This window comes from Mesorhizobium sp. B2-4-3 (genome assembly GCF_006442815.1).
Taxonomy (GTDB): domain Bacteria; phylum Pseudomonadota; class Alphaproteobacteria; order Rhizobiales; family Rhizobiaceae; genus Mesorhizobium.
Map to the genome: position 1 here is coordinate 196,983 of NZ_VFVL01000007.1, position 14,640 is coordinate 211,622.

The 14,640-nt window shown below is 60.6% G+C and carries 10 protein-coding genes; 8 read left to right on the plus strand and 2 right to left on the minus strand.

Annotated features, from left to right (window positions below; all coding sequences use genetic code 11):
• Both FJ956_RS10370 and FJ956_RS10375 read right to left on the minus strand, forming a co-directional pair.
• Positions 1–1,842, minus strand: a complete 1,842-nt coding sequence (locus FJ956_RS10370; protein WP_140781962.1) for a hypothetical protein — start codon at positions 1,840–1,842, stop codon at positions 1–3.
• Between the two features lie 307 nt (positions 1,843–2,149).
• Complete coding sequence (locus FJ956_RS10375; protein ID WP_210243609.1) at positions 2,150–2,902, minus strand: hypothetical protein; 753 nt, start codon at positions 2,900–2,902, stop codon at positions 2,150–2,152.
• A 505-nt stretch (positions 2,903–3,407) separates the two neighbouring features.
• Between FJ956_RS10375 and FJ956_RS30470 the strand changes: the two genes are divergently transcribed.
• From FJ956_RS30470 to FJ956_RS10410, 8 genes are all read left to right on the plus strand, one after another.
• Entirely contained in the window at positions 3,408–3,566 is a 159-nt protein-coding gene (locus FJ956_RS30470; protein ID WP_181170372.1) for a hypothetical protein, read from the plus strand.
• 175 nt (positions 3,567–3,741) lie between these two features.
• Complete coding sequence (locus FJ956_RS10380; protein WP_140683955.1) at positions 3,742–4,476, plus strand: hypothetical protein; 735 nt, start codon at positions 3,742–3,744, stop codon at positions 4,474–4,476.
• Positions 4,473–6,704, plus strand: a complete 2,232-nt coding sequence (locus FJ956_RS10385; RefSeq protein ID WP_140683957.1) for a Mu transposase C-terminal domain-containing protein — start codon at positions 4,473–4,475, stop codon at positions 6,702–6,704. The genes FJ956_RS10380 and FJ956_RS10385 overlap by 4 nt, the downstream gene beginning before the upstream one ends.
• Positions 6,697–7,782 carry a TniB family NTP-binding protein gene (locus FJ956_RS10390; RefSeq protein ID WP_140683959.1) on the plus strand — a complete coding sequence of 362 codons (1,086 nt, stop codon included), beginning with the start codon at positions 6,697–6,699 and terminating at the stop codon, positions 7,780–7,782. Before FJ956_RS10385 ends, FJ956_RS10390 begins: the two co-directional genes overlap by 8 nt.
• Entirely contained in the window at positions 7,779–9,656 is a 1,878-nt protein-coding gene (locus tag FJ956_RS10395; RefSeq protein ID WP_140781963.1) for a TniQ family protein, read from the plus strand. The genes FJ956_RS10390 and FJ956_RS10395 overlap by 4 nt, the downstream gene beginning before the upstream one ends.
• Positions 9,657–9,728: 72 nt before the next feature.
• Positions 9,729–10,352, plus strand: coding sequence for a hypothetical protein (locus FJ956_RS10400; protein ID WP_140683963.1), 624 nt, complete (start codon positions 9,729–9,731; stop codon positions 10,350–10,352).
• Positions 10,349–12,292, plus strand: a complete 1,944-nt coding sequence (locus FJ956_RS10405; protein ID WP_140781964.1) for a hypothetical protein — start codon at positions 10,349–10,351, stop codon at positions 12,290–12,292. The genes FJ956_RS10400 and FJ956_RS10405 overlap by 4 nt, the downstream gene beginning before the upstream one ends.
• Before the next feature lie 7 nt (positions 12,293–12,299).
• Positions 12,300–14,264, plus strand: coding sequence for a hypothetical protein (locus FJ956_RS10410; RefSeq protein WP_140683969.1), 1,965 nt, complete (start codon positions 12,300–12,302; stop codon positions 14,262–14,264).
• The last annotated feature ends 376 nt before the right edge of the window (positions 14,265–14,640 follow it).

The window sequence follows — 14,640 nt, forward strand, 5'->3', positions numbered from 1 at the left end:
TCAACCCGCCTGTGCCTTATCGGAGGAAGGCGGATTCACTTGGAGCTTCCGAAGTTTGAGTCCGGTCTGCGGGAAGAAGCTGGCGGGAGCTCCGCCGACCTGAACCGAGCAGCGCTGATACATGTTGGCTGGTCCTGGCTTCTCGACATAGCCGCCCGTGGTTGCCCAGGAAACACTCTTTCCGCCGTCGCCCCATTCTACCGAAGGATCGATCTGGAACGGCGTTCCGGTGAGGTCGACGTTCGCGGTGCCGAACGGCCTGTGGTCTTGCTGCTCGACATCGCGCATGTGGTTGCTCGCGGAGGCGGTCGCATAATCAGCGTGATGGAAGGTCTGGACCTGCACATTCCCGACGCGCGTGTCCAGCAGGCTCGTCCCCTTCGTGGTTGCGAACGTCGTATCCTGAAGTCCGACGAGCATCGTCTGCGGATCGAATGCAATCTTGGTGTATGTCGTCCTGAGCGAATCCCCGCGCCTGAAGTAGCAAATGCCGTTCGACGATTTTGGGCTTGCCGGCCAGTAGGAGGAATTCGCGTCGCCGGCCGCGCGTAGAGTGATGTACGATCTCGGCAGCGAGCCGTCTTTCGGGAAGACGCAGTAAAGGTCGACGGACGAACTCGAGTCATTAGCGTCGAGAAAGATGGGATACTCTTGATCGGGAGGCGCCCGGTTGCTCGCCGGGTCGAACATCATCCGATAGATATCGCTCGCGGATGTCGGTAGCTTCATCCAGCGCGGGGGCAGGCCTGCGACAAGATCGATGCTTGGCTTGAGTTCAGGGCGTTCCCTGATGTCCTCCTCCGACTGGAAGTCGGCAGAGGCCAAGCTGGACAGCTGCGATACACGCCGCATCTCCTTTTCCAGGAACGAACTTCCCTCGAGCAAGGTGCGCTGTGCTGCAGTGATCTGGGCTGGCGACAGCGCGGACAGGAATTGCGTCCCGAACTTGCTCATGTAGGAGAGCAACGCGAGTCGGTCGTTGAGCCAGAGCCGGACTTTGGCCAGGCTCTCGAGCTGCGAGAAGATGTTGTCGATGTTTCCGAAATCAACCTCGTTGAAGGCAAGAAGGTTTCGGTAAGGCGTTAAAGTCGCTCGCAAGGGAAAGTGAGTGTCGGCGCTCTGCAGGCCGTTATCAAACGCGTCCAACTTCGCCAAGATAGTCGCCGCGGTGGGGTCGGACCAGTTAAGGTTCCGCGGCCCGCCGGTCTGGAGAATGTAGAAATTGACGTTGCGTCCCTTCGAGATCGCATCGAGCTGGCCGGTGAACTTAGCGCTTCCGCTGAACGAACCGGCGTTGCCGCTCACTTCCGCGCTCAAGTTCATCTTGTCGGTCACGCTGTGGGACTGGAGCTCGAGCAAGACGTGAAGGGAGGCGCCCCGAACCCAGCCGCTGACGAACGACTCTCCGAAGGTATCAAAGAAGCTTATCGGACTGGTCTTGATCTTTGTGAGCGCGCGCGGGTCGACAGTCAGTGAACCTATCTGCGCGGCGGACAGGTTCTGGGGCCTGGTGATCGCCTCGAGGCTGCCCAGGACATAGACGCTGTTCTGATCGCACGAATGATCCCGGGCGAAGCTGGCGGTCGCACTACCACCTATGCCCGTTGGCGTTGCGAACGCCGCACTGGCCGAGACGCCCAAGGCCTGAGCCAGGCTTTCCGAGTCCTCGATAAGGCGAATGGTCCGCTCGGTTTTGAGGGCAACGGTCTCGTAGCTGAGTTCGTCCTCGGAGACCATAGACTCGGGCGTGAAGCATGATCCCTTTATGGATTGGTATCGGTAGCTGAACCCTTTGCAAATGCCGGCGTCGTTCGACCAGTCGACTGAAGTTGGAAGCGTCATTGAAGTTCCCCCCCGCGCGCCCTGCGACCGCAAATTAGTAATTGCAAATGTTAGGGTACGCAATCCCCGGTCAGCACGGCGCTATACTGTCTCGAAGAGCAGATCCCGCAGTCGGGTCCGCCCTGCAGAGGCCGATAATCCGAAGCTATCGGAAACCTGCAGATGCAAGATGTTGGCACCGTCCACGAAATAGTATCCATCTATCGGGATCTGCAAGGAAGGATCCCAGGTTACGTCTGGAAGGTCCCGGACGAACAGGGATAAGCCGCCGGTATCCGGTTCGTTTTCAAGGCCGACCCAGCACACTTCATAGCAGCCCCGGGGCGATCGGGAACAGGGTTTGCAAGGCATCCATGTCGCCGTCGAACCCCATGGAGGAGAGGAAGCCCTCCATCCGATCGCTCAGCTCTTTCGGGCCGAAGGGGAACATCCGTCCCTCAAGCCTTTCTCCAAGCCTCCGCAAGGACGGCTTGCCCTTGCGCGAGGTCGGGGAGAGCAGCCTCACTGCGACGGCGGCGGTTCCTTCGTCCGCGAATCCGAATACGACGGCGATCTCGGCCTGGATTTCCCGTCTTTCGTCGAAAACAAGCGCGCCGCACTCCTCGTCGAAGGGCCCTTTCGGCCGCCGTGGATCTTCGGCGGCGTTCTTCAACCTTCCCCAGTCGAGAAAGCCGTGAAAGCGCGCCGTCATGGTCTCCGCGACCGCGGCCGGCATTCCGGTTTCCCTAGTCAGCGCATCCCGGACCAGCTTCGGACGCTTCATGCCGTCAGGAACCACCATGTGCGGAAGGATGTCATGCAGTCTATCATCCTCGTCGATTTCGTCTTCCAGTTCTTCGAGGATGGCTTGGGCCTTCGGGTTGTCGACTTCGGCTGCTTCGCACAGCAGCGCGACGGGGTCAAAGCCGTCGATCTCGATCTCAGTCAGCATGACGCGCGCCAGGGCGACGGACGCGAATGAATCGGCGCCTTCATGTGCATCCAGAAGCGCGTCGATCATCGGTTTCGGGTCAGCCGGATGGCCGGCGATGACCAAGTCGGCCAAGGCATTCCATGCCATAGGCATCCCTGAAGTCGCGGCTTTCCTGACGCACTCCACACCCTCCACGACCCTCCCGTCCTGCGCCAGCAGCAGTCCCAGTCAGGGCTGGGCCCCTTTCCGGCCCGTCCAGGCTCGCCTCGCGGAACAGGCGTTCTGCAGCGGCTGGGTCTGTGCTGGCCCTGTGCCCCATCCTGTACCGTACGGCAGCAGTTGACGCCGCTCCATGTTCTCTTTATGTTCCGCAGCCAATCGATGTCGGTTACCGGACTGCGATCGGATTAAATCGGATCCGAACAATTTTACGGGTGCCGTTCACTCGACGGCAGGATCTCCCTGCTAGACGCCATATCCCCGACAAATGCCGGGCAAAGGACCGAATGTGATGACCTTGAAGCTCATATCGATAGCGAAGCGGGACGGCCGCGAAGCACGGACATAAGCCATCGGTATGACCTGCCGGAGGCTGCGCCCCGGATCCGGTCCGTCCCTTGTTTCAGCTATCAGGAACACAAGGGAGCACGTCATGCGCAATGAGCAGCCTATCACCGACTTCATCGACGACTGCCATCCTGGCGCGGCGCCGGATTCCGTCCCGTTCGGAGTCCCCATCCAGCGCACCAACAGTCTGATCGCGGACCGCATCGGCAATTCCGATGACAGGGGCTCCGACATAACGATCTGAATGTCGGGTCGCGCGTCCACGTCGGCAATCCCGCCGACTTGAGAAACGCCCGGGATGTCTTCGACCACTCCCTGAAGCAGCTGATCGACCGGACGCGCGTCGTCCGTCGTCGTCTCGATACAGCCTTCGCGCGCGCTCTCTCTGATGCTGCCGATCGGCGCAGGGGAGGTGCGTGATGCCCGCCCTCAACATGGCCAGCTGCTCTGACGGGAAGCGTGGCCGCAAGGCCACGGGTTCTCCTGCACATCAAACACGCCGGACGAATGTGCCTCACCGGAAACAGGAACCGATCCCGGCCAACGACCGTCCGCTCGGACTGTGGACCGAGCCGGGAACGTTCCCTTCTTACCGGAACGGATACTCGATCTCTTTCTGGGGCGACCTGCAGCTCGACTTCCTGACGATCATGGAAGCCGATCCCGCGGTGCTCGAGATTCGGAGCCGGCCAGAACCCGTCCAGTGGTTCGACGGCGATTGCTGGCACGAGCATACGCCCGCGTTCTCGATCAGAACCCGGCAAGGATTCGTCTACTTTGACGTACTCCCCGAGAAGGATGCCGAGTCCACTGAATACAGGCGGAAGCATGCCGCCGTTAAGGCCGTGTTAGCCCAACGAGGAATTGGTTTCAGGCATATCACGAAAACGAAACTCAGGATTCAGCCTCGCCTGGATAATGCACGCCTGGTCTACATGCACTCGGGGGAGGACGTGTCCCAGGAAAACAAGGCCCGTGTCGAGCGCCTCTTCAAAGGCGGCTCCGCTATGACTGCCGCCGAAGTGGCGGACCGTAGCAGCTTGCCGTTCGGCGAGGCTCTTGCTGCCGTCCTGAACCTTGTCTGGCTTGGCGTGCTGTCGATCGACATGGGCAAGGAAATCGGCAGGAACAGCATCGTACGGAGGCCCGCATGACCACCGTCCTCCTTCCGGCAGGCACCTTGGTGACGGTCAACGGCGATCCGGGCATTATCTCGGGACGCGCCAAGGACCAGAACGGTTACTGGGTGCGCCCCTTCGGCGAGAACACGGTTCCCTTCGTCGTAACGGATATTCAGATCGGGCAAGGATTCGATAACGGCTGGTTCCGCGAGGGCGCCGATCGCGATGCACTGATCGACGGACCCATGGCGGAATACGCTTCGGTGCGCCCCCAAGACGCTGGCAAATGGGACACCATCCGCGCCTACCATGAACGCCTCGCAGAAGCGATCGAGGAGGACAGGCGGGCCAATCCATCCGGCTTCAACAAGCGGCGGGATCGGCTCGAAGCGCTCGTCGCGCATACCGAGGCTCCGAAGGGCGTTGCGAGACCCAAGGGGGCGACGCTGGCGAGCCTCCACGCGCGCTACGTCATGTCGGGTCGCAATCCGGCCTCGCTGATTCCCAAGCACGCGAGGAAGGGTAACAGGCATTCGAGAAAGCCCGACTTCGTGGCCGATGCGATCGAGCACGCTATCGACAACAAGTATGCCGGGAGGGGAACGCTGCCCTGGGTCCGTGACGAGGCGATCAGGATCGCCAAGCAGAATGTCCCCGCTGACCTGACGGGCTACACCAAGACGACGAAGATGTCGGACGGAACCAAGGAGTTCGTGTCAGCCATTCCTCGGTTGGAAGGCGGCGGGATCGATTGGAACGAACTCGTCAGCTATCCGATGGTGGTCAAAGCCGTTCGCCGTCGGTCAGCCTATGACCGCGCGCTCCGCATCTACGGACCGGAGCAGGGGGAGGCCTATTTCAGGACGGTCGGCTCCGGGCCTGTGGTGAGGAAGCCGCTGAGCATCACCGAGATCGACAACTTCGTTCTCCCGATCTTTGTCGTCGATGACGAGAAACGCTTGCCCCTTGGCTATCCGTGGGTGTCCCTCCTGCTGGACGTGGCGAGCCGCGCCGTCCTCGGGATGGAGATCGGCTTCATGCCGCCGAGCGGAGATACCGTTGCGCAGTGCCTGCGTCACGCCGTCATGCCGAAAGACCTGTCGTGGACTGGATTCCGCCCCGACGGCACGCCCCTGATCCGAAACCATTGGCCCATGTTCGGCACTCCCTTCAACGTGAAGTGCGACCAAGGATCCGATTTCATTTCCGGGCATATGCGCGACGCCGCCTACCGCCTCGGCATGACGCTTCTGCCGCTTCCTCCCGGGATGCCTCAGATGAAGGGGCACGTGGAGCGTTTCATCGGAACGCTGAAGCATGGACAGCTTGGCGACATCCTGGGACTGCTCCCCAGGAAGCGCGCGGAAAGCTCAGGGATGCGAGGCGCCAAGCTCCTTCTCACGCTGAACGAGCTTCGCCTCCTGCTTACCTACTGGGTCGTCGACGTCTATCACCAGACGGTCCACACCAGCCTCGGCAAGACGCCGCACGAGGCATGGGCGAAATCCACACAGGACATGCCAGTGCGTCCTCCCCGTCGCCGGGATGATCTCGTGCTGCTTGTCGGCAAGTACGAGACCCGGACCATCGACGAGCAGGGCATTCGCATCTTCGGGCTCAAGTACAACTCGCCGAGGATGACATTGCTCCGAAAGCTCCAGGGGACGACCGAGGGCAAGCTGCACGGCGTCACCATCAAGTACGATCCCGCTAACATCGATCCGGTCTGGGCGATTGTGGAGGACCCGGACCGCCCCGGCCTCATCATCGCGGAGCCCGCGTACTGCACCCGGCCGGATTACGCTCGGGGACTTAGCGAGCATCAGCACCTCGTCATCAAGCAGTTTGCAAAGGAGGACGCGCCGTTGGGCAGGATTTCCATGAACCAGCTTCTGACCGCGAAAGCCCAGCTTAACGAGATCGCCGAGCGGATGCTTGGCGAGCGGCAGAAACACGGCGGTCAAGTGAAGATCGCCCGTTACCTGAACATGGGGCGGTCTTACCTGACCGACCATTCGGGAGAATACGACGAGGAGGAGTCCCGGCGTTCGCTGTTGGAGGAGGAGGTCGGCGACGAGCGTGCCGCCAGGCACGGAAAGCCGATTCCAGCGCTGCCCGCGGCCGAGCCGAAACCTGAATCCGCGATGGCGGAGCCTGAGCCGGCCGCATCCCTGGCACCTGAATCGGCAATCGGCACGCAGGTGTACGCCGCTGCGGTGCAGCCTCGTCCGCGCAGAAAGCTGGGAGTGATCGATGGATGAGCATACGCATGAAGGCATTGGTTCCGAGGGCGGCCTCTCGCCTGTTCCGGACTCCATCGCCGCCATTCTGAAGCAGCACGGAGCGGATAGGCCGATCCGGAATCCTGACGAAGTCGCGGGGCTGGTGAAGCAGCTAAGGAAGGTCATGGTTCCTCACGAGCGGTTCCGTGAAGGAATCCTTCGCCTTCGCACGATCCACGCTGGATTGGACAGGAGCCCTGCGGCAGAAGCCGGGGTGATGACCTTCTTGGGAAGGAGCGGTTCGGGCAAGTCGAACACGCTCAGGTACTACGCACGGCAATATCCTGCGCGCAAGGGCGAGAGCGGCTGGATCAGGCCCGTCGTCTACGTGAGGGTCCCTCCGGAGGCGAACAAGGCCGCCTTGTTGCGCAGCATCCTGTCCGAGATGGGACTTCCTGTAACGAATGCGAGAGACACCGACATTCTGATGCGGGACGTGCTCCATCACCTGCGCGAGCAGAAGGTCGAGCTGCTGATCCTCGACGAGATGCAGCACCTCATCGATCAGCGCACCCAGCGTTTCCAGTATATCTCGGCCGACATCCTGAAGGACCTGCTTTCGAGCAATTGCTGCCAGATGGTCTTTGCCGGGCTGGACTCGGCGATCATGGCTTTGGAGGTAAACCCCCAACTCAACAGGAGGTCGCCACTTCGGTTCCCCATGACCGAGTACAACTGGTTCGACGAGGAGGACCAGGGCAACTACGTCGACTTCCTGACGGCCGTTGCCGATCAGATGCCCTTCCAACGACGGCCCGCCGTGGATGACGTGGACGTTGCCGAACGCCTGCACAGGAGTTCCGACGGGCTGATCGGCATCACCATGAATCTCGTGGCGAAAGGAATGGAGTACGCGCTCTTCGAAGGTGCCGCCACCGTGACGCTCGAGCACCTCGCCGTGGGGTTCGACGAATTGAAGCGGCGCGGCATCAAGATCAATCCTTTCCGAGGCAAGTGCCCGGACACCCTCGGCGTGCCTGTCGACTACATCTACGAGGAGGATTCCGGCCTTTCGAAGCGGAAGGAGAGGCCCGTACGCGCAAGTTTCTCGAAATGAGCGTCTCGACCAGAAATCGCAAGGTCACCGACGAGGAAATGGCGGCGGTCCCGGCCTTTCCCCTGTGGGTGCCCCACCATCCCGAAGAGCCGTCATACAGTCTGCTGTCGCGAACCGTCGAACGGAACGTGCCCGGCGATTTCCCTCGCGTTGCCTCAAGCCTTGGAGCCTACGGCGGCCACGCGGTGACCGCGGTCTCCGTCTCCCACGCCGCTCGGATTTCCGCTGCGGACCTGGCCGCGGTTGCTCATGCCACCCCGAGCGAGCGGACACAGAAGAAGGTGCGCGTCCTTGGACATGTGCTCCGCAGCGATGACTTCTCGGTCGGCAGACGCAAGTGGTGCCCCGCCTGTCTCTCCGATCACGGCGCCCATCTCGCGTGGTGGGACATCCGCTTCGTCGCGACCTGCCCGCGACACCGCCTTTTTCTGATCGATCAGTGTGTGTGCGGCCAGAAGGTCGGCTGGAAGAGCAGGACCGGCTTCTCGTTCTGCCGTTGCCGCCGCAGCCTCGCGGACCAAGTGGCTGCTCCCGCGTCCGATCAGGAATGCGCCGCCGACGCGTACGTGATCGGGAGACTGACGGGCGTCGAGCCGATCAGCGTGCCCTTGCTTGATTGCCTGCCGCTGATCGAAGTCATCGATACGATCAGGAGGGTCGGGCATTTCGCGCTCGATCCGCATCTGCTCGTGCGGGCGATCGAAAAGAAGCACGGCCTCGGAAGGATCATGTCGGAAGGCTTCGCCGCGTTAGCGGACTTCCCGCGGTCCTTCCAGGCATTGCTTGACCGGACAGTCGAGGCAGCGGAAGTCCCGCAAGGCAAGTTCGGATCGAGACGGGTTTACGGCGATGAGTTCATGACCTGGCTGGTCCAGGAGGAGCCGCAGAAACTGAATGGAGCGCTGTCGCGGGAGGTGCGCGACCACGCGAACCGTCATCTCACGCTTTGCAGAAATCGTCCGCTCCTGAACGAGATCGTTTCGCAGGACTTCATGACGATCACCGAAGCGGCGGCGGCCTGCGGTTTCACGTCCAGCCGGATGAAGAACATCCTCAAGCAGCACGGTCTCGTGCCACACGAGACGAGCCTCGGCCTGCCGACGAAGCTGGATGCTCAGGCAGTGCTCGAGTTGATCGAAAAGCTCAGGAACGCCGTAGACGTCGAGGCTGTTGAAGCCGAACTCGGTATCGCTCCGAGAGTCCTCCACGAGATCATCGCCGAAGGCCATCTCACTTTGCTCGTCGCAGGCAAGGGCGTGAAACCACTGATGGAGCGCGAGGCTGCCGGCTCACTTCTTGGGAGGCTAAGAGGGAAACTCCGTCACGGTGGCGTGCCGGAAGGCTCCATGGGCATTCCACTCGCCGCGAAGTCGCTCTGTATGCCAGTGGCGAAGGTGATCACGGAAGTGCTCGATGATCGCTTGACCGTCGTCAAGATCGGAGACAGTCATGGGTTGGCATCGATCATTCTGGACGTGAACGGACGGCGATCCGACTACAGGAGATCTCGTACGCCAACGATGACCGCCCGCGATGTCGCAACAACGTTCGGCGTGAAGGAAGATGTTTCCATCGCCCTCTTGAAGGCAGGAGCTATCGTTTCAGAGCGTGAAGGCCACCACTGGCTAGCCGACCGGGACTCGGCCGAAAGGTTCTTCCGTGAGAACGCCCGGATGGTCGAGTATGCGGGGAAACTTGGCACAAGCGCGAACTACCTCAACGCATTCTTGGATACGCATGGGATTCAGGCAACGTTCGGCCCTCCCGTTGTGGACCGGAAGTTCTTCCCTCGTGCTGATGCCGAGGCCCTCTTTGCCCGAACTCAGTTGCCGGAGCGGAAGTCCAACAAGCAGAGGTTTCTGGAACCCGCCTAGAGGTGCCTGCGGACTGTCAGGGGTTTACTGCCATTGCCTCGGACGCCTACTGTAGTGCGGGGAGGGGCATAGATGGCCAATACGGAGTACCGGGACGCAGTCCGCATTTTGTTCCTATTGGTTGAAGGTTCCGTCGACAACGGAGATCTTTCGACGCGTTCGGCATACCCGCGCCGATTCGAAGGCGAGACCAGACTTCAGGCGCTCGACTTCTGGATCAGGTATCCTGACTACTTAGCCGACGAGCTGGTCGCGCAATACGAGGAGACAGGAGACTTGAGCCTCCTTGATGCAGCTCGTGCCATCTTCGATGACAACGAACCTTCGGAGCGGTCGATTCCGATGCTCCGCAGGTACTTCGGTGCCTATGAGCCTCTGGACACGGTGCTGACCATGCTCGGGGTCGCCGGGCTGACCAAGGCGATCACGATCGAGCACCCGACGGCAAGCCCCCAGCACTTCCTGCTCTCAGAAGCTGCCTTCGACTTACGGGATCGAATACTGCGCGAGCACCCGGTATTTGGGTGGTATGCGGCGCGGGCGAAACTGGTGTTACGCGTATCCAGAGGCATGGGCGGCGGCCCGCTGAAGAAGCGGCAGCACGAGCGCAAGGAATACCACGACGCGCGGGTCGACGATCTAATTCCCACAATCGCCGAAGCCGTCCGGGCAAAGCTGGAGAAGTTGAGAGCATGAGCGCGCTGTCACGTGATCAATGGGTTGCCGAGATCGCCAGGAAAACGGGAAAGCCCGCGAGTGATGTCGAGGCGCTGCTGAAACGGCTCGGAATCGAGCCGAAGCTGACGCATGCCATTCCCAAAAGGCTCAAGCTCCGCAGTCTCGCCTTCACGGGGGAGAAGACGGGCGACTATGAAACCAAGATCATCGATTTTGCGCGCTCCGGACTTGAACCCGGGATGCACGCCTTCGTGTCGGACGCGAACCTCAAGGGAAAGACATCTCTTCTCACGATGATCCGATGGGCGTTGACTGGAACGCGGAGCCTGCCCCCCGACATGTCCGGCTGGTTTCGAACCCTCAAGCTCGGTTTCAGCCTGGACAATGACGAGTACGAGGTTCGTCTTCTTGACGCGGAACTCGGATCCGGCCTGCTCGTCAAACAGATGAGAGGCCGGGAGTTCGTGGTGGCGGAATTTGCGGACACGGCCGGATTCGTCGCGGCCATGGACAGCTTCTTCCTCTCGGAGCTTGGTCTGGAACCGCTCGAGGTGATCGCGGAACGGGACGGGAAGGGTGTCGATCAACGCCATGGCTGGAACTGGCTCTTCGGAGTCATGTGGATTTCCCCTGATCCAAAGGCGGTCTTCGGAGGCGACGACACCTCGCATGGCAAGGCGACACGAGCCATGCAGATGTATCTTGGCCTTCCCTGGATCACGACTCGCGCAAAGCTCATGGAGGCGCAGAAGCGCGCCAGGATAGATACCGAGCAGGAAGCGCGGCAGGCAAAGCAGGTTTCAGATGCCGCGAGGACCCGTCTGAACGAACTCCAGAAGAAGCGCGAGGCCATCGTGGCCGAAGCAGACGGCAGACCGTCGGCGGGCAAGCTACGGGCCGATATGGCCGTGGCGACAGCAGAGTATGCTTCCTACGCTGACAAGCTCAGGCGAAACGTGTCGGTCGTGGAAGAACTCGAGGCCGAACACCGCCACGCAGAGGCTGCCGTAGCCGCAGCTACTCGGGAACTGAATGCATTCCGAGAGAACCTGGCGGCAGGTTACGTGTTCCGCAGGCTGAACCCGATATCCTGCCCAAGCTGCGACGAAGTCTACACCGCCGAGGTCCGCGAAACGCGACATGGCAACCATGACTGCGTCGTCTGCGGTCGGACCGAACGGTTGGAACCGGACAGCACCGCAGGTGTGGAAGAGCGGCTGGTCGCGGACGTTACATCTGCCAAAGAGGGCGCGGGCAAACTCCAGAAGCGTCTCGCCGAGGCACGGCGGAAAAGCACTGGATTTGAAGCGACTAGGGACGCGCAGGCGCGCGTTTTGGAACAGCTGGAAAAGCAGCTCGATGAACTCCGGTCAGCGCCGGACGGGAGGCTCGAACTCGTTAAGCTAGACGCTCAGATTGAGGAACTCACCCTCATGGCAGGTACGGAGCGGCAGGCCGAAACGACTGAGGCCGATCTTCTTGAGGCTGCAATCAAAGCCACGAAGACGATGTACGAAGAGGAACAGGACACTGTCCTCAGTAAGGTCTCGGAACTGGCGGTGACATATGCCCAAGCCTTTGGCCTGACCGATCTGCGAGGCATGCGGCTAAAGGGAAACACGCATATGGAATTGCACATGCGTGGGGGAAAGAAGAACTTCGGCGACAGCACCCCTGGTGAAAGGATGCGGCTGAAACTGGCGGCGACGCTTGCCATGATCCAGGTCGCCGAGCAGACCGGGATCGGCCGGCATCCCGGCGTACTTCTCATCGACTCTGTCGGCAACAACGAAGTGGTGAAGCAGGATGTCGCGAAGATGGTCGTTGGCCTTTCCAGCCTTTCCGACAGCCTGCCAACCGTTCAGATTTTCGTCGCAGGCGTGAAGAGCGACGCCATCCTGGACCATGTGCCTTGCGGTAACGTGGTCGAGAATCGAGAGGACGGATACCTCTGGTAGAGCGCAGATGCATCACGACGACATCATGGAAGGACTGCTCGGCAAGGGAGTGCTCCCTGACGTGGAGGCATTCGGCGGAATCGATCGGGTGCTTGAGCAGGGCGCTGTCTATGGCGCGTCCGTATACTCCGACGAGTTCGTCGCACTTGTGCTTCCCTACCGAGACGCGCGCCGGGCCGAGGTAGATGGCTTTCTAGTCGATGTCGTGAGTGTCGTCGCTCGAGGACCGGAACTTGACGCCATCGCTGACAGACTTTTCGCCCTGAGCTTCGATGACAGTCTAGCCGGGACCAAGGTGTTCCGGCAGCTCCTCGCAATCGCCAGCGAGCGCGGCCGACCAGTGCCGCTCAGGAATGCTGCGCTTAAGGGCGCGCTTGCCCTAGCAAGGAATGATGCAAGACGGCTGACTAGGCTCGAGGCGGAACTCATCGACACAGAACCACAAGACGATTCGACTTATATTACACATGTCGCGCGCATCGCCGGAATCCTGTCGGCCAGGTCGCGCAATCCAGCCCTGGCGCAGTTTCTAGCCAGAATGGCCGAAATCCAAGGTGCCGAAGATCAGGTCAGTTTCGAGCTGGGGCTGATGTCGCTTCAGCGAGCCATCGAGGCATCAGATACCGACACGGTGATCGAGAACCTGCGCATCGCACTGTCGGATTTCGAACGTGCGGCATCACTACGTGAAAGCAGGTACGATGCCCGCCTCTTCAGGAACTCGATCGACCTTCTGCTCGGCTTCCACGAAAGGGCCATCCCGACAGCATTCGCAGAAAGGGTCGCCAATCTCGAGCAGGACGCATTCGCCTACACGGAATATTCCTTGGCGGGGCGGCCGAACCCGATACTCGGCGCGATAGCCAGCCAGATAGCCGCGCTCGTATCGTTGTCCTGGAACCTGGTCGCCATCATCGAGCACGCCGCGGACGATATCTGGCTCGATGCCATCAACTTGATCGAGAGGCATCTCCTCGTCGCCTATGAAGCGAATAGGTCCGTCTTCGCCGGAACGTCGGCCCACGGCATTGATCGCATCATACGGCCAGAGATAGAAACGCGGGTGTTCGGCAATCGCGATCACCTGAAACATTTGACCGTGTGGTTTCGCCGGCACGCCGAAAAATTCGATGGGGATCTGACGCGGGATTTGAAGGAGGCGATCGAGCGCGTCTACCGGGGGGACGGAAGTTTCCCTCCGGACGCGGGTTCCACCCACCCATTGGACCCCGCGCTGCTAGAAAGGGTACGCGCCACTGACGAGGCCGCATCGAACCAACTGCTCGATGAGGTCGCAGAAAATAGGGCCACGCTGATCAAGGATCACACCAGCGTTTCCGTCATCAGAATGCTCGAACGGGTGGATGCCGGCCTTTCTGGCGTTGCCGACTACAAAAGCCCAAGGGCGCGTATCGACTTCAACGCGCTGGTATTTGGCCTCGGTACCTTCCTGGAGCACAAACTCAACTCGTCTGTCGAGCAGGACAAATTCTCGGCGTATCTGTTTCGACACGGCGACGATCTCCCAGTCGAGAAGGATCTCCAGCAGGACTTTCTTCGACACGGGAAATCATCGGGTCTGCCGATCCAAGACGAAGTCAAGGGTGTGGCTGGGGGGCGGGCAGACATAAGGTACGACAATGGACGACACCGTCTGACCATCGAGGTGAAGCGGGAATTCACGGACGCTTCGTTCGACCGCCTCCTCGAGTTGTATGGCGAGCAGACCCTCATGTACCAGATCACGAACCTGAAGCTCGGGGTTATGCTTGTTCTCGACCTGTCGAGGCATCAAGTCACGACTGCACATATGGACACGTGGTACGAGACACGCGTCGAGAATCTCATGAAGGACGCAGCCGAGTGGGGAGTTCTAATCGTCAAGGTGCCTGGTCGGCGAGGAACGCCTAGCGCCGCTACGGTCGCGGCGAAGAAGTCCGCCAAGAGGCTGCGTGCAGGAAAAGCAACCTGACCTAAACACGCTTATGGGTCACTGGCGGATTATTTCGCCTCTTTTGGGTCAGGATCGTCTCAGCATATGGGTCTCGGACGAGGTGACAACCCCCGGAAACGCTGGAGGCAAGTGCACGACTTATGGGTCAGATCACACCTCGTTGCTCCAAGACTCAAACGTTCGCTTGGCGTAAAGAAGTTCACCATCTGACGGGTGCGTAACCTCAGAGCGCGACCTCTCCACGGAACAACGCCAAGCGCAGGCGCTGGTAGTGCCGTGCTAGAGCCGGATGATTTCAGGTCGAAACGACCTGAAATGTACTCATCCGGTGAAGACCGCAGGCGTGCGTATTCGGCGACCATGAGCACCGCGGTGCTGGGGTCAAGCTTTCGAT